This is a genomic window from Achromobacter sp. 2789STDY5608615 (assembly GCF_001298995.1).
GTDB lineage: Bacteria > Pseudomonadota > Gammaproteobacteria > Burkholderiales > Burkholderiaceae_B > Achromobacter > Achromobacter insuavis.
On record NZ_CYTY01000002.1, the window covers coordinates 147,415 to 167,196 of the forward strand.

General features: G+C 68.6%; 14 protein-coding genes and 1 pseudogene. 12 read left to right on the forward strand and 3 right to left on the reverse strand.

Translation table 11 applies throughout. The annotated features are described in order from the left end of the window. Positions 1-6 precede the first annotated feature (6 nt). The 3 genes and pseudogenes from AOZ49_RS02290 to AOZ49_RS33925 all read left to right on the forward strand — a co-directional run bounded on the left by AOZ49_RS02290 (position 7) and on the right by AOZ49_RS33925 (position 2,726). Complete coding sequence (locus AOZ49_RS02290) at positions 7-894, forward strand: glycosyltransferase family 2 protein (RefSeq protein ID WP_082380279.1); 888 nt, start codon at positions 7-9, stop codon at positions 892-894. After that, the gene (locus tag AOZ49_RS02295; RefSeq protein ID WP_054431958.1) at positions 891-1,451 is read left to right on the forward strand and encodes a putative colanic acid biosynthesis acetyltransferase; all 561 of its coding nucleotides are present in this window, start codon (positions 891-893) and stop codon (positions 1,449-1,451) included. The genes AOZ49_RS02290 and AOZ49_RS02295 overlap by 4 nt, the downstream gene beginning before the upstream one ends. Further along, positions 1,448-2,726, forward strand: a pseudogene (locus tag AOZ49_RS33925) (glycosyltransferase WbuB). Before AOZ49_RS02295 ends, AOZ49_RS33925 begins: the two are co-directional and overlap by 4 nt. 76 nt (positions 2,727-2,802) lie before the next feature. On the opposite strand, the gene AOZ49_RS02305 reads toward AOZ49_RS33925, so the two are convergent. The 3 genes from AOZ49_RS02305 to AOZ49_RS02315 form a co-directional block, all read right to left on the reverse strand. Further along, positions 2,803-3,453, reverse strand: a complete 651-nt coding sequence (locus AOZ49_RS02305) for a response regulator transcription factor (RefSeq protein WP_054431960.1) — start codon at positions 3,451-3,453, stop codon at positions 2,803-2,805. 370 nt (positions 3,454-3,823) lie between these two features. After that, a complete protein-coding gene (locus AOZ49_RS02310; RefSeq protein WP_054474201.1) occupies positions 3,824-4,570 on the reverse strand; it encodes a response regulator transcription factor in 747 nt (248 codons plus the stop codon). Positions 4,571-5,132: 562 nt separating this feature from the next. Next, a complete protein-coding gene (locus AOZ49_RS02315; protein WP_054474202.1) occupies positions 5,133-6,737 on the reverse strand; it encodes a glucosamine inositolphosphorylceramide transferase family protein in 1,605 nt (534 codons plus the stop codon). A 377-nt stretch (positions 6,738-7,114) separates the two neighbouring features. Between AOZ49_RS02315 and AOZ49_RS02320 the strand changes: the two genes are divergently transcribed. The 9 genes from AOZ49_RS02320 to AOZ49_RS02360 all read left to right on the forward strand — a co-directional run bounded on the left by AOZ49_RS02320 (position 7,115) and on the right by AOZ49_RS02360 (position 19,780). Further along, complete coding sequence (locus AOZ49_RS02320) at positions 7,115-7,786, forward strand: TetR/AcrR family transcriptional regulator (RefSeq protein ID WP_006387729.1); 672 nt, start codon at positions 7,115-7,117, stop codon at positions 7,784-7,786. 62 nt (positions 7,787-7,848) lie between these two features. Continuing rightward, positions 7,849-10,197 (forward strand): acyl-CoA dehydrogenase, encoded by a 2,349-nt coding sequence (locus AOZ49_RS02325; protein WP_054474203.1) that lies wholly within the window; start codon positions 7,849-7,851, stop codon positions 10,195-10,197. Positions 10,198-10,227: 30 nt separating this feature from the next. Then, on the forward strand, positions 10,228-11,520 hold the full coding sequence (locus AOZ49_RS02330) for an acetyl-CoA C-acetyltransferase (protein ID WP_054431467.1): 1,293 nt from the start codon (positions 10,228-10,230) through the stop codon (positions 11,518-11,520). After that, positions 11,517-13,448 carry a 3-hydroxyacyl-CoA dehydrogenase NAD-binding domain-containing protein gene (locus AOZ49_RS02335; RefSeq protein ID WP_054474204.1) on the forward strand — a complete coding sequence of 644 codons (1,932 nt, stop codon included), beginning with the start codon at positions 11,517-11,519 and terminating at the stop codon, positions 13,446-13,448. Before AOZ49_RS02330 ends, AOZ49_RS02335 begins: the two co-directional genes overlap by 4 nt. A gap of 103 nt (positions 13,449-13,551) precedes the next feature. Next, the gene (locus AOZ49_RS02340) at positions 13,552-14,862 is read left to right on the forward strand and encodes an OmpP1/FadL family transporter (RefSeq protein WP_054474205.1); all 1,311 of its coding nucleotides are present in this window, start codon (positions 13,552-13,554) and stop codon (positions 14,860-14,862) included. A 60-nt stretch (positions 14,863-14,922) separates the two neighbouring features. Continuing rightward, a complete protein-coding gene (locus AOZ49_RS02345) occupies positions 14,923-17,313 on the forward strand; it encodes a 3-hydroxyacyl-CoA dehydrogenase/enoyl-CoA hydratase family protein (protein WP_054474206.1) in 2,391 nt (796 codons plus the stop codon). A gap of 143 nt (positions 17,314-17,456) precedes the next feature. Next, positions 17,457-18,656 (forward strand): acetyl-CoA C-acyltransferase, encoded by a 1,200-nt coding sequence (locus AOZ49_RS02350; RefSeq protein WP_054431471.1) that lies wholly within the window; start codon positions 17,457-17,459, stop codon positions 18,654-18,656. A 21-nt stretch (positions 18,657-18,677) separates the two neighbouring features. Further along, positions 18,678-19,226, forward strand: coding sequence for a DUF4442 domain-containing protein (locus AOZ49_RS02355; protein ID WP_054431472.1), 549 nt, complete (start codon positions 18,678-18,680; stop codon positions 19,224-19,226). Beyond that, positions 19,187-19,780, forward strand: coding sequence for a chalcone isomerase family protein (locus tag AOZ49_RS02360; RefSeq protein WP_054474207.1), 594 nt, complete (start codon positions 19,187-19,189; stop codon positions 19,778-19,780). The genes AOZ49_RS02355 and AOZ49_RS02360 overlap by 40 nt, the downstream gene beginning before the upstream one ends. The last annotated feature ends 2 nt before the right edge of the window (positions 19,781-19,782 follow it).

The window sequence follows — 19,782 nt, forward strand, 5'->3', positions numbered from 1 at the left end:
AGCATCATGTCCAAGATACCGGTATCCGTGGTCGTCATGACCAAGAACGAGGAACGCAACATCGCCAAGTGCCTGAAGGCGCTGGCCGACTTCGACGAAGTCTTCGTGGTCGATTCCAACAGCACCGACGCCACCTGCGCCATGGCCGCCGCGCTCGGCGCCAAGGTCAGCAACTTCCAGTGGAACGGCAAGTACCCCAAGAAGAAGCAGTGGTGCCTGGAGCAGCTGCCCTTCACCCACCCGGTGGTGCTGTACGTCGACGCCGACGAGGAGATGACGCCCGAGCTGGCGGCCGAGATCCGCGCCGCGCTGCCGCGCTTCGCCGCCGGCGCCGGCGGCGCCTTCGTGCCGTTCGACTACGTGTTCTGCGGCAGGAAGCTGCGCCACGGCCATCGCGTCTACAAGCTGGCGCTGCTGGCGCGCGACCGTTCGCGCTTTCTCGACTACGACGACCTGGACGTGGCCCACATGTGGGAGGTCGAGGGCCACTACCAGCCCCAGGTGCAGGGCGAGACCTTCGCGCTGCGGGCGCGCATGGTGCACAACGACCACGACTCGCTCTACCACTACTTCGACAAGCACAACCGCTACTCCGACTGGGAGGCCAACCTGCGCATCAAGGGCCTGATGAACGACCCGCGCGAGGCCAACGTCGGCGCGCGCGCGCTGCTCAAGCGCGTGTTCCAGGCCATGCCGTTCAAGGCGCCGATCTCGTTCCTGCATTCCTACGTGCTGCGCCTGGGTTTCCTCGACGGCCGCGCCGGCTTCGACTACGCCATCGCCCGCGCCATGTACTACTGGCAGATCCGCATCAAGACCGAGGAAATCCGCAAGGCGCGGCTGGCCGTGCCCGAACGCCAACAAGGGGGAACGGTCGCCGGAGCCGCCAAATGAGCGCCCTGCAGCGGCTCGACCAGTTCGCCCTGGCGCCCGGCCAGCGCGGCCGCTCGGCGTTGACGGTGCAGCTGTGGTGGCTGGTGCAGGGGTCGCTGTTCCGCTGGTCGCCGCAGGTGGCCTATGGCTTTCGGCGCTGGCTGCTGCGCTGCTTTGGCGCCCGCGTCGGCCGCAAGGTCCTGATCCGGCCCAGCGCCACCGTGACCTATCCGTGGAAGGTGGAAATCGGCGACTACGCCTGGATCGGCGACGACACGGTGATCTACAGCCTGGGACCGATCCATATCGGCGCGCATGCCGTGGTGTCGCAGCGCAGCTACCTGTGCGCGGCCGACCACGACGCCGGCAAGCCCGACTTCCCGCTGCGCGAACGCGCCGTCCGCATCGAGGACGGCGCCTGGGTCGCGACCGACGTGTTCGTCGGCCCCGGCGTCACCATCGGCCGCGAGGCCGTGGTCGGCGCGCGCAGCTCGGTGTTCCGCAACCTGCCGCCGGCCATGGTGTGCCTGGGCAACCCCTGCCGTCCCGTCAAACCCCGCGTGGAGCCGCCAGCATGAAGATCCTTCTGTACAGCATCAACTACGCGCCGGAACTGACCGGCATCGGCAAGTACAACGCGGAAATGGCCGAATGGCTGGCCGCCCGCGGCCACCAGGTCAGCGTGGTCACCGCCCCGCCCTACTACCCCCAATGGCAGGTCCACGACGGCTATCAGGCCGGCCGCTACCGCCGCGAGACGCGCGCCGGCGTCGACGTCCGGCGCGCGCCCTTGTGGGTGCCGCGCAAGCCCGGCGGCGCCAAGCGCCTGGTGCACCTGGCCAGCTTCGCGCTCTCCAGCCTGCCGTCGCTGCTGCGGGCGGCGGCCGGCCGGCCGGACCTGATCCTCGTGGTCGAGCCCGCCCTCTTCTGCGCGCCGGCCGCATGGCTGGCGGCGCGGCTGTGCGGCGCGCGCGCCTGGCTGCACATCCAGGACTACGAGGTGGACGCCGCCTTCGACCTGGGCCTGCTCAAGGGCGCGCGGCTGCGCGGTCTGGTGCAGCGCGCCGAACGTTGGCTGATGCGGCGCTTCGACCGCGTCTCGACGATTTCGCGGCGCATGCAGGACCTGGCGCTGTACAAGGGCATCGACCCGCAACGCGCGGTGCTGCTGCCCAACTGGATCGACGTCAACGCCATCGCCCCCCGATCGCGCCGGCAACCTGCGCGCCGAGCTCGGCATTCCGGCCGACGCGGTGGTGGCGCTGTACTCGGGCAACATGGGCGGCAAGCAGGGCCTGCAGACGCTGGCGCAGGTGGCGCGGCTGCTGCAACACGAGCCGCGCCTGTGGTTCGTGTTCTGCGGCCAGGGCCCCGAACGCGCGCCGCTGCAGGCGCAGTGCGAGGGCCTGGCGCGGGTGCGCTTTCTCGACCTGCAGCCGTGCGAACGCCTGGGCGCGCTGCTGAACACCGCCGACATCCACCTGCTGCCGCAGCGCGCCGGCGCCGCCGACCTGGTCATGCCGTCCAAGCTGACCGGCATGCTGGCCAGCGGCCGACCGGTGGTGTGCGGCGCCGCGCGCGGCACCGAGCTGGCCGGCGTGGTGGCGCACTGCGGCCTGGTCACGCCGCCCGAGGATGCCGCGGCCATGGCCGAGGCGGTGCGCAAGCTGGCCAACAACGCGCAGATCCGCGAAACCCTCGGCACCGCCGCGCGCCGCCACGCGCTGCGCTATCTGCACATCGACGCGGTGCTGGCGGCCGCCGAACGGGAATTCGCCGCGGTGGTCGATCCCGTCGCCGCGCCGGCCGCGCCCAGCCCCGCCAGCGCCGTGCGCCGCGACAGCGGCCGCTGACGAGCCCCTCTCTCGACCAGACGGCATCCATGGCGGCGCGCTCCCGGGCGCGCCGCCATTGTTCAATGGGTGGATTTCATGTGGAGTCGCCAGGCTTGCCGCTGCCGCGCACCAAGCCCATCTGCACGGCGATGTAGGCCGCCTCGGCCTGATTGCGCGCATTCAGCTTCCAGTACAGGGTGCGCGCATGGCTCTTCACGGTGGCCACCGAAATGCCCACGTGCTGGCCGATCTCGCGCATGGTCTTGCCCTGCACCAGCAATTGCAGGATCTCCTCCTGCCGCTGCGTCAGCTCGCGCAATTCCTGCACCGGGTTCTGCGAGGCGCCCAGCAGGCGCGCCGCTGGCTGCGGATAACACTCCCCGCCCGCCAGCACCAGGCTGACGGCGGCCGCCAGCGCATCGGGGCTGGAGGCCTTGGGCAGGTAGCCGGCCACGCCGGCCCGGGCGCAGGCCGCCATGACGCTCTGGTCCAGCACGGAGTACAGCGCCAGCACCAGGCGCGGCATGAACAGCGCCATCGCCTGCGACAGCAGGCCGATGTCGGGCTCGGCCACGCCGCTGCAGCCGACAACCAGCAATTCCACCGGCCGGTTGATCGAGCCGGGCATGTTCAAGAGATGGGCTGGCGAGATCGCCAGGATGTCCTCGGCATTGCGCACGCGCTCCAACACATGCTGGATAGCGACACGAAGCAGCGCGTAGTCTTCGATCAGAACGGTTGTCATCCCGGGGGGAACCTTGTGACACAGGGCCCAGACACGGTTCCCATGGCAAGGCGGCGCACGGCAGCGACGACGGATCAGGCGCGTCACCCGGCTCACGGGAATCTCGTCCGCCGCGGGGGGTGGCTCGGGCGGGCATTGTGATTCGCCGTCTCAACCCATGCTTGCGGACACAACCCATGCTATCAGCGGCTACGTTCGCTGAATCTCGTGCAGGAGGATGATTGGAGGAGGAATGCTGCGGCACGGCGACCGCCGATGCTGCAGTGAATGCCCTAGGCGGGATGGCGGGGGAGCATCCCGCCGGACCGCAGGGCGAGGGCCGCGCACCGCCGGGCAGGCGGCGCGAACCGGGGCCGGCTGCCCCGGCGCGTCAGCCCAGCTTGCGCCCGTACAGCTGCCCGGCGTCCACGTCGCGACCATTGGGTTCATGCCATTCCAGCGTGGCGCCGCGTTGCAGCGCGGCGTACACGGCTTCACCCTTGTTCTTGACGTGCAGGCGTTGGTACAGCGTGCAGGCATGCGTCTTCGCGGTGGCCACCGAGATGTTGAGCATGCGGCTGACCGTCTTGATGGGATAGCCCCTGGCCAGCAGCACCAGCACCTCGTACTGGCGCGGCGTGATCTGCAGCAACTGCGCGCCGGCGCTGATCGGCATGGTGCCCTTGCCGGCGTCGTCGGCCTCGCGCGCCGGCAACACGCAGCTGGCCTGCGCCGGCGCCTGCAACGCCTGCTCGCTCGGGAAGCACTGCCCGCCCGCCATGACCAGGCGGATGGCCGCTTCCAGGATCTCCACCGAGGCCGTCTTCATCAGACAACCGTAGACGCTGGCGCCGGGCAGGCCCTGCACCGGCATCGGCAGCGGCATGACATCGGTCAAGAGCAGGATGCGCTTCGGGCTGAGTTCACGCTGGATCTCATGCAGCGTGCTCCAGGCTTCCTCGCTGTCCACCGGCAAGCCGTAGATCAGAAGATCTGCGCCGGCATGCGCCCCGTTGGCCTTCGAGACATCGGCCAACCCCATTCCCTCGATTTCCCACACATCGTCCAACTTGCTCAGAATCTGCCACAAACCCAGCCGCAGGAGCGGATGGGCTTCAATCAGGACCATCTTGGCCATGGTTTCCTCCCGGTTGTTCAACAGGCCTAGAAGGGATCTTCGCTGTGCTGAAGACTATTTTTTTTCCAACCCCGCGGGGTGGTCCGCGACTCCCGGAATATCTAATGACGCTGCACCGGGCCATTTGGGCTGGGAGACTTTCGTAGCCAACATAACGGATGGCATGAACCCATCTTATGGTTCGAAATTGGCAAAATCAAGACGTTGGCAAGCGATATAATCCGACAAAAACAGAAATCATTCGTTAGCCGTAAACGTTCTCATAAAACAGGATGAGGCACCCCTCTCATCCTTTTATCCGCTAGGGTTTTCACCGACCCCACCCGGACGGAGAGCCGCTTGGCAGGCCGCTGCCACGCCTGCGGGGCGACGCCGGCAGGGCCGTATCCAGGGCGCTCACAGATGGGAAGGGGCGCGACCGGCGCCAGCGGAAATGCAGGCAAGACTTGGCCAGATTCGGCGGCAGACTTGTCTATATGTTTCCACCGACACATTATGCCCGTGGCCTTCCGCCGCAATCGAAATATAGGTAACACTTTTATTTTCCGGTAGCTTGCGTCATTTACTCCATATACGCGAAGTCGAATACCGTATGACCACCCTGATGATGCCAATGGTGCATTGAAGCATGGCGCTTTTTCAGGAAGCTGGCGTAATGGATTTCGCCATCGGTCTCGACGTAGGTCGACGGCGACAGCTCTTCGATCCGGTTGAGCGAGACGCCCTTGCCGTAGTGGCAGAAGCCCTGGTACTGCGCGCAGCGGATCACCTCTCCGCCAGGAGAGACAACGATTCCGGCGTTGCGGGCCCGCATCGGGTTGCGCACGATGGGGTTGCAGGCGTGTGGCGTCCAGTGGCTCGAGCGCGGCGAGTCGGCGAAGAACGCGAACAATTCATCGCAGTGATTCTGGCCGTCGGCGCGGTCGATATTGGTTAATAGCCACCAGTATTCGCCACGTTTGAAAATAATGGTATCGACCGCCGAAACATCGGTCATCAGCGTCAAATCCAATTCCCATTTCAATGGAAATTCGATGCATTTCCATAATTCTATACTGCGATTTCCGCACGTTTCCGGCACCATGTAGGTGGTTCCTTCATATTCAAATATATACGGAAACGATAAATGGTAAGGCAGGTTCAAGGCCGTCCCCAACAGCTGGAAAGCCCCATTTTCATAGGTGGCGACGGAGATCGTGCCCTTGCGCGAGTGAAAATCGTAATCTTCGAAAAATATATATGGATTCTCGCCCCGCATATAAACGAACGGATCCGCGAAAAAACGCCCCTTGGGTGGTTGCAATACCATGGCCTCGGATACCACCGCCTGCTGCCGGGTCGACGCGAACATACCGATGCGCCAGCGCACATTGCGTCCCATGACGCGCCGCACAATCAAATCGGTCATTAACCAGGCCTGGCGCGCGATGTAGGCGGCGCTGTCCCACTCCGCCGGATCGTCGCGCCGCTGGCCGCTCATGATCTGCATGCCGGGTGGCGCCGCGCCCGGCCGCGCGCGCGCCAGCGCCAGCAGCGCGTCGTAGACCATGAAGTTGCCCAGGCTGAACGCGCGGGTCTGGTTCTTCAGCCAGAACACCTCGGTATTGAAACTGCGCTGGTCCAGCAGCGCGTCCTCATCCGCGCTCGCGCCCATGCGCCACAGCTTCACCGTGGTGTGGTCCTCGCGCTGGTAGACCTCCCAGAAACCCGCGTAGCGGCTGGTGGACACGGCGATGTCGGAATAACTGAGCCGCCAGGTGCCGTGCCGCGCCCAGCCCGCCACCCGCGCGCGCGGCGGCGGCGGCAGCGCGCCCAGCATGATCACCAGGTCCAGCCCCAGCGCCGCCACGCCGTCATCGCGCCCACTGTCCCGCGGGCCGGCCGGCAGGGTCAGCACGGCGGTCGATGCGGGCAGGCCGTCGCGCAGATCACGGCAGGTCAGCATCTGTCGCTGGCGCGCTGGCAGCAGGCGCGATTCGAGCCGCGACAGCGTGCCGAACAACGCCTTGGCGCCCAGTCGCGGCGCGCGATCGGCGGTATCTTTCTCCAAGACCAGCAGTGCGGACAGTTCGAAATCCTGGCTGCGCGCGAGCCACTCAGCCATGTCGTGGATCCAGCCGGGCTGGTCGGTCCCGTCGATCAACAGCCCCACTCTGTAGGTCTTCATGTCTCCTGCTCCTGTGTCAGGTCGATATGGCCTGCGGCACCGGAACGGCGATCGGGCTCGCCAGGCGCATCCACGGTGCCACGCTCTCAAGTCCTCGCAGTGATACTGCGGCGTTTCGGCCCGACCTTCCAGACGGCTTTCATCCTAGGGCGCACGTCCGAGGACAAACGGCGCAGGGCCTTTTGGACGACGCGGCGCGCTCCTCCTCAGCCAACCGCAGGGGCCCTCATGCAAAGGAACGAGCGCCGCGCCAGGCTCCGCCGGACGGGCGGGATGCCCTCCATTTTTAGGGGTAAACCCTATTCGGGATTGCCGGGATCGCATCCTTGTCATCTTTTGCGCATACTTCTTTCAAACGAACGTTTGAATTCAACCCGATGCAAGAACTCAGATCCTCCAGCACCCGCGAATCGATCCTGGACACCGCCGAAGCCCTGTTTGCGCAGCAGGGGCACGACGGCACGTCGATGCGCCAGATCACCGGCGCGGCGGGCGTCAACCTGGCCTCGGTCAACTACCACTTCGGTTCCAAGGAATCGCTGGTGCAGGCCGTGCTCAAGCGCCGCCTGGAAGTCCTCAACCGCGAACGCCTGCGGCTGCTGGACGAACTGGAGGCGCAGGCCCAGGGCAAGCCGCTCAAGCCGTCGCAGATCGTCGACGCCTTCTTCGGCACGCTGCTGCGGCTGGCCGCCGATCCCGAACAGGCCGGCAGCACCTTCCTGCCGCTGCTCGAGCGCACCATGACCGACCCGGCCGGCTTCATCCGCGCGCTGTTCGCCGAGGAATACGCCGACGTGCTCGAGCGCTACCGCAATGCCTTCTTCGCCGCGCTGCCCGACGTGCCGCGCGCCGAGATCGTGTGGCGTTTCCAATTCATGCTTGGCGCCACCTCCTACGCCATCATCGGCACCGACCTGTTGCGCTCGGTGACCGGCTGGACGCTGGACGAAGCCGAGCAACCCGACAACCCCGAGCTGCTGCTGCCCCGCCTGATGAGCTTCCTGCTCGGCGGCCTGCGCGCTCCCCTGCCGCAGCATCCCGCCACCTAGGGCATGCCCCGAGGTCAGCGCGGTGCGGCGGTTCCAGAGAATTCGAGAAAGGAGACAAGGAAATGAACGCAGTCATCGTCGCGCTGATCGTCATCGCGCTGCTGGCCGTCGTCCTGCTGGGCGTGCGCCCGGTCAGGCGGGCCTTGCTGTCGGCGCCGATCTTCAATCTCTACCGCAAGGTGCTGCCGCAGATGTCGGACACCGAGCGTGACGCGCTCGAAGCCGGCACGGTGTGGTGGGAAGGCGAGCTGTTCCGCGGCCGCCCCGACTGGAAGCGCATGCTGGCCTACCCGCGCCCCCGCCTGACCGACGAGGAGCAGCACTTCCTCGACCACCAGGCCGAAGAGGCCTGCCGCATGGTCAACGACTGGAACATCACGCAGGAACGCTTCGACCTGCCCGCCGAGGTCTGGGACTACCTCAAGCGCAGCGGCTTTCTCGGCATGATCATCCCCAAGGAATACGGCGGCCTGGCGTTCTCGGCCTATGCCCACTCCGAGATCGTGACCAAGCTGTCGACGCGCTCGTCGGCGCTGGCGGTGTCGGTGATGGTGCCCAACTCGCTCGGCCCCGCCGAACTGCTGCTGCACTACGGCACCGACGAACAGAAGAACCACTACCTGCCGCGCCTGGCGCGCGGCGAGGAAGTGCCGGCCTTCGCGCTGACCAGCCCGTGGGCCGGTTCCGACGCCGCCGCCATCCCCGATAGCGGCATCGTCTGCAAGGGCGAATGGCAGGGCCGCGAAGTGATCGGCATGCGCGTCAGCTGGGACAAGCGCTACATCACGCTGGCGCCGGTCTGCACGCTGCTGGGCCTGGCCTTCCGCCTGTACGACCCGGACGGCCTGCTGGGCGGCAAGAAGGACCTGGGCATCACCTGCGCGCTGGTGCCGCACGACCACCCGGGCGTGGACACCGGCCGCCGCCACTTCCCGCTGAACGCCATGTTCATGAACGGTCCGACCCGCGGCCACGACGTCTTCATGCCGCTGGACTTCATCATCGGCGGCCCGGCCATGGCCGGCCAGGGCTGGCGCATGCTGATGGAATGCCTGGCGGCCGGCCGCTCGATCTCGCTGCCCTCGTCCAACACCGGCATGTCCAAGCTGACCGCGCGCGCCGTCGGCGGCTACGCCCGCGTGCGCAGCCAGTTCCGCACCCCGGTCGGCAAGTTCGAAGGGGTCGAGGAAGCGCTGGCCCGCATCGGCGGCCACACCTACATGATGGACGCCGCCCGCAGCATGACCGCCGGCGCCGTCGACCTGGGCGAGAAGCCCTCGGTGGTGTCGGCCATCGTCAAATACCACGTCACCGAGCGCGCGCGCCAGGTCGTCAATGACGGCATGGACGTGATCGGCGGCAAGGGCATCTGCCTGGGGCCGTCCAACTTCCTCGGCCGCGCCTACCAGCAGATCCCCATCGGCATCACCGTGGAAGGCGCCAACATCCTGACGCGCAGCCTGATCATCTTCGGCCAGGGCGCGATCCGCTGCCATCCCTATGTGCTGGCCGAGATGCGCGCGGCGCAGTCGCCCGACCGCAAGCAGGGCCTGATCGATTTCGACCGCGCCTTCTGGGGCCATGTCGGTTTCGTGACGCGCAACAAACTGCGCGCGCTGGGCACGGCGCTGACCGGCGGCCGCTTCGTCGGCATCGACGCCGACGTCGCGCCCGCGATGAAGCGCTACTACCAGCTGCTGAGCCGCTATTCGGCCGCCTTCGCGCTGCTGGCCGACACCTCGATGCTGGTGCTGGGCGGCAGCCTCAAGCGCCGCGAACGCCTGTCGGCGCGCCTGGGCGACATCCTGTCGCAGATGTACCTGGCCAGCGCCGCGCTCAAGCGCTTCGAGGACGAAGGCCGCCAGGACGCCGACGCGCCGCTGGTGCACTGGTCGGTGCAGGACGCGCTGTTCCGCCTGCAGGACGCCATCGACGGCGTGCTGGAAAACTATCCCAACCGCGTGGTGGCGTGGAGCTTGCGCCGCATCGTCTTCCCCTGGGGCCGGCCGCAGTCGCTGCCGTCCGACCAGCTGGGCCAGGACGTGGCGCGGCTGCTGATCAACCCGGGCGCGACCCGCGACCGCCTGACCGCCGGCTGCCACCTGCCCGCCACCGCCGACGAACCGGTCGGCGCGATCGAGCAGGCGCTGGCGGCCACGCTCGAAGCCGAACCGATCGAGTCGAAGATCCGCGAATTCGAGAAAAGCGGCGCGCTCGAGGGCAACCCGCAGGCCAACGTGCGCGACCTGGCCGACGCCGCCTTTGCCGCCGGCGGCATCACCGCCGAAGAATATGCGGTGGTCAAGCGCCGTAATGCCTTGCGCGATACCGTGGTGAAAGTGGATGATTTCCCCTTTGACCTCGGCGCCACCGGCGCGGTCAAGCCGGCGGCCGAACGCAAGGCCGCCTGAGGGCCCCAGTCAACACGCAGAGGAGATCGGATGGCATTCAAACCGGTATACGTGGTCGACGGCGCCCGCACGCCCTTCCTGAAGGCGCGCACGGGCCCCGGCCCATTCGCGGCCGGCGACCTGGCCGTGCAGGCCGGCCGCGGCCTGCTGTTGCGCCAACCCTACACGCCCACGGACCTGGACGAGGTCATCGTGGGCTGCGCCGCGCCGTCGCCCGACGAAGTCAACATCGGCCGCGTGATCGCCCTGCGCCTGGGCTGCGGCGACAAGGTGCCCGGCTGGACCGTGATGCGCAACTGCGCCTCGGGCATGCAGGCGCTGGACTCGGCCATCGCCAACATCCAGACCGGACGCTCGCAGCTGGTGCTGGCCGGCGGCGTCGACGCGCTGTCGCGCGCGCCGGTGCTGTTTTCCGACGACATGGTGCGCTGGCTGGCCGGCTGGTACGCCGCGCGCGGCCTCGGCGCCAAGCTCGCCACGCTCGGCCGCCTGCGCCTGCGCCACCTGGCGCCGGTCATCGGCCTGCTCAAGGGCCTGACCGACCCGGTGGTGGGCCTGTCCATGGGCCAGACCGCCGAAAACGTCGCCACCCGCTTCGGCATCAGCCGCCAGGCCATGGACGCCTATTCGGCGCAGAGCCACGCGCGCGCGCTGGCCGGCCGCGAGGCCGGCGCCTTCGCCGAGATCGCGCCGCTGATCGACACCCAGGGCAAGCTGTACGCCGAGGACGACGGCGTGCGCGCCGATTCCACCCCCGACAAGCTGGCCAAGCTCAAGCCGGTGTTCGACAAGCCCTGGGGCAACATCACCGCCGGCAACAGCTCGCAGGTCACCGACGGCGCCGCGATGCTGGTGCTGGCCTCCGAAGAGGCGGTGCGGCGCTGGAACCTGCAACCGCTGGGCCGCATCGTCGACAGCCAGTGGGCCGGCCTCGACCCGGCCATGATGGGCCTGGGCCCGGTGCACGCCGCCACCCCGATCCTGCAGCGCCACGGCCTGGGCCTCAATGACCTGGACTTGTGGGAAATCAACGAGGCCTTCGCCGCCCAGGTGCTAGGCTGCCTGGCGGCCTGGCAGGACGACGCCTATTGCCAGGAGCACTTCGGCACGCCGGCCTGGGGCGCGCTCGACCCTGCCCGCCTGAACGTGGACGGCGGCGCCATCGCCATCGGCCATCCGGTCGGCGCCTCCGGCGCCCGCATCGTGCTGCACCTGCTGGACGCGCTCAAGCGCCGCGGCGCGCGGCGCGGCATGGCCGCCATCTGCATCGGCGGCGGCCTCGGCGGCGCCATGCTGGTCGAAACCCTGGAGGACCGCCAATGACCACGCTGGATTCGCTCTCCCATTGGCGCCTGGACCGCGACGCCGACGGCCTGGCGTGGCTGACGTTCGACCGCGCCGGCAGCGCCGTCAACGCGCTGTCCGCCGACACCATGGCGGAACTGGCGACGGTGCTGGATGCGCTCGACGCGCAGCCGCCCAAGGGCCTGGTGATCCGCTCGGGCAAGCCGACCGGCTTCATCGTCGGCGCCGACGTCAACGAATTCGCCGAACTGAACACGCCGGAACAGGGCCGCGCCCTGGTGGCGCGCGGCTGGAACCTGTTCAACCGCCTGGCGGCGGTGCGCTATCCGACGCTGGCGCTGATCCAGGGCCATTGCCTGGGCGGCGGCCTGGAACTCGCGCTGGCCTGCCGCTACCGGCTGGTGGAGGACGCGCCCGGCGCCTCGCTGGCGCTGCCCGAAGTCATGCTGGGCATCTTCCCCGGCTGGGGCGGCATGCTGCGCCTGCCCGCGCTGATCGGCGCGCCCGCCGCGCTCGACATGATGCTGACCGGCCGCGGCGCCGACGCGCGCCGTGCCGCCACGCTGGGGCTGGTCGATGCGCGCGTGCCGACCCGCCTGCTGCAGGCCGCGGCGCGCGGCATGGTGCTATCCGGCAAGCCGCCGCGCCGCGCGCGCGGCCTGGGCGCCTGGCTGAACCGCTGGCCGCTCAAGGCGGTGGCCGCCAACCGCGCCCGCAAGCAGATCGCCGCCAAGGATCCGCTGCGCCACTACCCGGCCGCGCCCGCCATCGTCGACCTGTGGGAAAAACACGGCGGCAACGCCCTGCAGGCCCCGGCGCTGATCGACGGCATCATTGCCTCGGACACCGCGCGCAACCTGCTGCGCGTGTTCCGCCTGCAGGAACGCCTCAAGGCCAACGGCCGCCAGGCCGGCGCCGCGCCGGTGCGCCACGTGCACGTGGTGGGCGCCGGCGTGATGGGCGGCGACATCGCCGCCTGGTGCGCGCTCAAGGGCATGACCGTGACGCTGCAGGACCAGGACATGGCCCGCATCGCGCCCGCCATCAAGCGCGCCGCGACGCTGTTCTCGCGCCGCCTGAAGGACCGCCGCGCCGCCCGCGCGGCTTTCGACCGGCTGGTGCCCGACCCCGCCGGCGGCGGCGTGCCGCAGGCCGATCTGGTGATCGAGGCCATCAGCGAGAACCCCGAGGCCAAGCGCGACCTGTACCAGGCGCTGGAACCCCGCATGAAGGCCGACGCGCTGCTGGCCACCAACACCTCCAGCCTGTCGCTGGAAACGCTGCGCGGCGGCCTGGCCCGGCCCGAACGGCTGGTGGGCATCCACTTCTTCAATCCGGTCGCCAAGATGCCGCTGGTGGAAGTGGTGCACGCCGATGGCACCGCCGAGGCCACGCTGGCGCGCGCCTGCGCCTTCGTCGGCCAGATCGGCAAGCTCGCGCTGCCGGTGCGCAGCGCGCCCGGCTTCCTGGTCAACGCGGTGCTGGCGCCCTATATGCTGCAGGCCATGCGCAGCGTCGACGAAGGCCTGTCGCCCGCCACGGTGGACGCGGCCATGGTGGCGTTCGGCATGCCCATGGGGCCGCTGGAACTGGCCGACACCGTCGGCCTGGACATCGCCCGCGCGGCGGGCCAGGAACTGGCCGGCGGCGCCGAGCCGCCGCGCTGCCTGGCCGAGAAGCTGGCGCGCGGCGACCTGGGCAAGAAGAGCGGCCGCGGCTTCTACGCCTGGCGCGACGGCAAGCCGGTCAAGGAAGGCCAGCCCGGCCAGGCGCCGGCCGGCCTTGCCGAACGCCTGATCCAGCCTTTGATCGACGCCACCCGCGAGCGGGTCGAGGCCGGCGTGGTCGCCGACGCCGACCTGGCCGATGCCGGCGTGATTTTCGGAACCGGGTTCGCGCCATTCACGGGCGGACCCCTGCATTACCAAAGCAGTCGCAGTGCCTAGCGCAGCAACAGACCGGCCGGGATACCCTTGAGCCGGATAGACCGGGACGACGAGACCGGCAGTGCCATAGAGACATACCTATCCAACATGAGGAGGCAGTACCATGAGCAGACGTTCATTGTCCCTGAGCACCCTGTCCGCCATTGTGGTCGGCCTGGGCGCCACCAGCGCCGCCCACGGCGCCGGCTTTCAGCTCCTTGAGCAGAATGCCAGCGGCCTGGGCAACGCTTACGCGGGCTCGGCGGCAAATCCGGAAAACGCCAGCATCATCTACTACAACCCGGCGGGCATGACCTACCTGCCGGGCATCAATGTCTCGGGCGGCGTCAATCTGATCAAGCCCTCGTTCAAGTTTTCGGACAACGGCAACAGCCGCAATCCGACCGCGCTGGGCGGCACCCGTCCCACCGGCGGCGACGGCGGCGATGCCGGCAACCTGGGCGTCGTGCCCAACCTGTACGGCTCGTGGCAGCTGAGCGAGAAGTGGTTCATCGGCCTGGGCGTCGGCGCCCCGTTCGGCCTGATGACCGAGTACGACAAGGGCTGGGAAGGCCAGTACCACTCGAACAAGTTCGAGATCAAGACCATCAACGTCAACCCGTCGATCGCCTACAAGGTCAACGACAAATTCTCGATGGGCTTCGGCGTCAACTGGCAGCACATCGACGCCACCTACAAGAAGAAGACCGTGGTGCCCGTGGCCCTGCCCGGCGGCGGCACCTTCATCACCAACGGCGACGCCGACCTCAACCTGAAGGGCGACGCGTGGGGCTGGAACGTGGGCTTCATGCTGCAGCCCACCGAAGACACCCGCATCGGCCTGTCGTACCGCTCCAAGATCAAGCACACCGCCAAGGGCGATACCGACATCACCAACATCGGCCCGACCGGCCAGTCGGTCTCGTTCGACGCCAAGGCCTCGGTCGACCTGCCCGACACCCTGATCCTGAGCGCCACCCACCAGCTCAACGAGAAATGGGAACTGCTGGGCGACATCTCGTGGACCGGCTGGAGCAGCATCCCCGACCTGAAGATCCGCAACTCCGGCACCGGCGCGCGCGATGACGACCTGCCGCTGAACTTCCGCGACACGTGGCGCATCGCCGTGGGTACGTCCTACAAGTTCGCGCCCGACTGGAAGTGGAAGTTCGGCCTGGCCTACGATCAGTCACCGGTCCACAAGGCCGAAGACCGTCCGACCTCGCTGCCCGACAACGACCGCTACTGGTTCTCGACCGGCGTGCAGTGGCAGGCCACCAAGAACACCACGCTCGATCTGGGCTACACCTATCTCTACCTGCGCAAGACGGACATCGACACCACGTCCGGCAACCAGCTGACCAAGGGCCGCGTCGCGGGCACCTATGACAGCAGCGGCCACATCTTCGGCCTGCAACTGTCGTCCCGCTTCTAGCCCTGCCGGGGCGGATGACGGGCCGGTCCCGTCTTCCGCCCGCATTTTCAGGAGACTTCCTTGAGCAAGTTCGTCGTCAAACACGTCGCCGTGCTGGGTGCCGGCGTCATGGGCGCGCAGATCGCCGCCCACCTGGCCAATGCCGGCGTGCCCGTCACGCTGTTCGATCTCGCGGCGCCCGAAGGCGACCGCAACGGCATCGTCAAGAAAGCGCTGGCCGGCCTGAAGAAGCTCGAGCCGGCGCCGCTGGCCAGCCCCGCCCGCCTGGCCCTGATCACCCCGGCCAACTACGACGACCATATCGAACAGCTGCGCGGCTGCGACCTGATCATCGAAGCCATCGCCGAGCGCATGGACTGGAAGACCGCGCTGTACGAGCGCATCGCGCCGCACGTCGCGCCCGGCGCCATCATCGCCTCCAATACCTCCGGCCTGTCGATCGACGCGCTGGCCAACGCCCTGCCGGCGGCCCTGCGCGACCGCTTCTGCGGCATCCACTTCTTCAATCCGCCGCGCTACATGCGCCTGGTGGAAATCATCGCCACCTCGCACACCCAGGCGCCGGTGCTGGACCAGCTCGAGACCTGGCTGACCTCCACGCTGGGCAAGGGCGTGATCCGCGCGCTCGACACCCCCAATTTCGTCGCCAACCGCATCGGCGTGTTCTCGATCCTGGCGGCCATGCACCACACCCAGCGCCTGGGACTGGGCTTCGACGAGGTCGACGCCCTCACCGGCCCGAAGATCGGCCGTCCCAAGAGCGCCACCTACCGCACCGCCGACGTGGTCGGCCTGGACACGCTGGCCCACGTGGTCGGCACCATGGACAAGAACCTGCCGGACGATCCCTGGCACCGCTATTTCACGCTGCCCGCCTGGCTGTCGGCCCTGATCTCCAAGGGCGCGCTGGGCCAGAAGAGCGGCGCCGGCGTCTACCGCAAGGCCGGCCGCGAAATCCAGGTGCTGGACCTGCAGGCGCAGGACTACCGCCCCAGCGCCGGCAAGCTGGCCGACGAGGTCGCCGCGCTGCTCAAGGAACGCGATCCGGCCAAGCGCTTCGCCGCGCTGCGCGCCAGCGAGCATCCGCAGGCCCAGTTCCTGTGGAGCCTGTTCCGCGACATCTTCCACTACAGCGCGGCGCAGCTCGGCCAGGTGGCCGACAACGCCCGTGACCTCGACCTGGCCATGCGCTGGGGCTTCGGCTGGGCCCAGGGTCCGTTCGAGACCTGGCAGGCCGCCGGCTGGCAGGCCATCGCCCGCGCCGTGGCCGAGGACATCGCCGCCGGCCGCGCCATGAGCGACGCGCCGCTGCCCGCCTGGGCGCTGGAACCGGACCGCCAGGGCGTGCACACGCCCGCCGGCTCGTATTCCGCCCGCAGCGGCAAGCTGCACCCGCGCTCGGCGCTGCCGGTCTACCAGCGCCAGCTGTTCCCCGAGCGCGTATTCGGCGAAGGCGCCGACGACCGCGGCGTCACGGTCTGGGAAAACGAAGGCGTGCGCCTGTGGAACCTGCCCGAGGTCGACGCCGGCATCGCCATCCTGTCGGTCACCTCCAAGAACCACACGCTGGGCGCCGAGGTGCTGGAAGGCATCCTGCAGGCCGTGGCCCGCGCCGAGCGCGAGTTCGACGGCCTGGTGATCTGGCATGACGCGCCGTTCGCCGTGGGCGCCAACCTGCAACAGGTCTCGGAAGCCTGCGCCGCGGGCCAATGGGACATGCTGGAAGCCACCGTCGAGAAATTCCAGCGCACCTCGCAGTCCTTCAAGTACGCGCAGATCCCCACCGTGGCGGCCGTGCAGGGCATGGCGCTGGGCGGCGGCTGCGAGTTCCTGATGCACGCCTCGCATCGCGTGCTGGCGCTCGAAAGCTACATCGGCCTGGTCGAGGCCGGCGTCGGCCTGATCCCGGCCGGCGGCGGCAGCAAGGAATTCGCCGGCCGCGCCGCGGCGCTGGCGGCCACCACCGCCACGCCGGGCGAGGTGTTCCCGTTCCTGCAGCCGGTGTTCCAGACCATCGCCATGGCGCGGGTCGCCAAGAGCGCCATCGAAGCCGTCGAACTGGGCTTCGCGCGCGAACAGGACATCGTGCTGTTCCATCCCGGCGAGCTGCTGTTCGTGGCCATCGGCCAGGCGCGCGCCGCCGCCACCGCCGGCTACGTGCCGCCGCCGCGGCTGCAGGGCGTGCCGGTGGCCGGCCGCAACGGCATCGCCAACTTCGAGATGGTGCTGGTCAACATGCGCGAGGGCGGCATGATCAGCGCCCACGACTACCGCGTGGCCCGCAGCGCCGCGGCGGCGCTGTGCGGCGGCGAGATCGAGACCGGCGCCAAGGTCGACGAGGAATGGCTGCTGGCGGTCGAGCGCAAGGAATTCGTGGCGCTGCTGCGCACGCCCGAGACCCAGGCCCGCATCCGCCACACCCTGGACACCGGCAAGCCATTGCGGAACTGATAGTCCCCCCCCCGAAGCGCCTGCGGCGCTTCCCCCCCAGGGGGACGCCGGTGGCGGACCGGCGAAGCCGGATCCGCGCGGCCCCGCTTGTGGGGGACCGTGGTGTGCATAGAGGGTGATCGTTATGGATACGAGGAATTGATATGAGCAAGCAGATTCAAGAGGCTTACATCGTTGCGGCGACGCGGTTGCCGGTGGGCAAGCGTAATGGGGTGTATGCCACGACCCGGCCCGACGACATGCTGGCGGCGGCGCTGCAGGGCGCGCTCAAGCAGACGCCGTGGCTGGATCCGGCGCGCATCGACGATGTCATCACCGGCTGCGCCATGCCGGAAGCCGAACAGGGCATGAACGTGGCGCGCATCGGCCTGTTGCTGGCCGGCCTGCCGCAGAGCGTGGCCGGCGTCACCGTCAACCGCTTCTGCGCCTCGGGGCTGCAGGCGGTGGCCGACGCCGCCGCCCGCATCCGCACCGGCGAGGCCGACATCATGATCGGCTCGGGCACCGAGTCGATGAGCGCGATGCCGCAGATCATGGGCAACAAGGTGTCGCTCAACCCGGCCATCTTCTCGCACCCCGAGAACATCGGCATGGCCTTCGGCATGGGCCTGACCGGCGAGAAGGTCGCCGAGCAGTGGAAGGTGTCGCGCGAGGACCAGGACGCTTTCGCGCTGGCCTCGCAGCAGAAGGCCAACGCCGCCATCGCGGCCGGCCATTTCCGCGCCGAGATCACGCCGTTCGAAGTCGTGACGCGCCTACCCGGCGGCGCCAAGGGCGACGTGCGCGAGACCCGCCGCCTGGTCGAGGTCGACGAGGGTCCGCGCCCCGATTCCAGCGCCGAGGGCCTGGCGCGCCTGAAGCCGGTGTTCGCCGCCCGCGGCAGCGTCACCGCCGGCAACAGTTCGCAGATGTCCGACGGCGCCGCCGCCGTGGTGCTGGTGTCCGAGCGCGTGCTGCGCGAGTTCAACCTCAGCCCGCTGGCGCGCTTCGTCAGCTTCGCCGTGGCCGGCGTGCCGCCGGAAATCATGGGCATCGGCCCCATGGCCGCCATCCCGAAGGTGCTGGCGCGCGCCGGCATCGCCCAGGACGACCTGGACTGGATCGAGCTGAACGAAGCCTTCGCCGCGCAATCGCTGGCGGTGATGCGCGAGCTCAAGCTCGACCCGGCCAAGGTCAACCCGCTGGGCGGCGCCATCGCGCTGGGCCACCCGCTGGGCGCCACCGGCGCCATCCGCACCGCCACCCTGACCCATGGCCTGCGCCGCACCGGCGGCAAGTATGGGCTGGTGACGATGTGCATCGGCACCGGCATGGGCGCGGCCGGCCTGTTCGAGGCCATGTGACCGAGGCCGGATAGAAGAACCATGAAGCCTTATTGGTTCAAACGCCTGTCGCCGACCTGGCGCGCGCGCCTGATGCGGGTGGGATTCAACCTGCATCCGGCGTTCCGCGCCACCGGCGGCCGGGTGCTGCACGTGTCGCCGGATTTCCAGCACATCCGCATCAAGCTGCCGCTGCTGCGGCGCACGCGCAACATCGTAGGCTCCATGTACGGCGGCTCGCTGTTCGCGGTGACCGACGGCGCCCACCCCACCATGCTGATGGCCGCGCTGGGCGCGGACCACATCGTGTGGGACAAGGCGGCGTCCATCCGCTACCGCAAGCCCGCCTACACCACGCTGTATGTGGACTTCCGGCTGCCGCCGGGAGAAATCGCGGACATCCGGGCCGTGCTGGCCCGCGACCACGAGACCACCCGGACCTACACCGTGGAATTGAAGGACAAGGACGGCGTCGTCTACGCCGTCGTGGAACGCACGATCTACATCGCCGACAAGAAGTACTACAAGCAGAAAACGACTGGAGGAGACCCATGCGTGACATCATCCCCGGAGGGCGCGCCACCGCCCTGAGCCTGATCCTGGCCGCCTGCCTGGCCGCGGCCCCCGCGCGCGCCGACGTCGAGGTCGCCGGCGTGCGCGTTCCCGAGCAGCTGTCGGAAGGCGGCCATGCGCTGGTGCTCAACGGCGCCGGCCTGCGCACCAAGTTCGTGGTCAAGGTCTACGTGGTGGCGCTGTACGCCAGCGCCAGGAGCCAGGACGCCGCGGCCTTGATCAACAGCAATGAACCGCGCCGCATGCGGCTGCAACTCTTGCGCGATGTCGACAGCAAGAGCCTGGACGCGGCGCTGCAGGACGGATTGCGGGACAATACCCACAAGCAGGAGCTTGCCGCGCTGCAGGCGCATGCCGACCGCCTGTCATCGCTGATGGCCGAGATCGGCTCGGCGCGCGAGGGCGACGTGATCGACCTGGACTTCGACGCCCGCGGCGTCACCATCACCGACAACGGCAAACAGCGCGGCCGCATCGACGATCCCGCCTTCGCCCGCGCCCTGCTGCGGGTCTGGCTGGGCGACAACCCGGCGCAGTCCTCCCTGAAAAAAGCCCTACTGGGAACCCCGTAAAG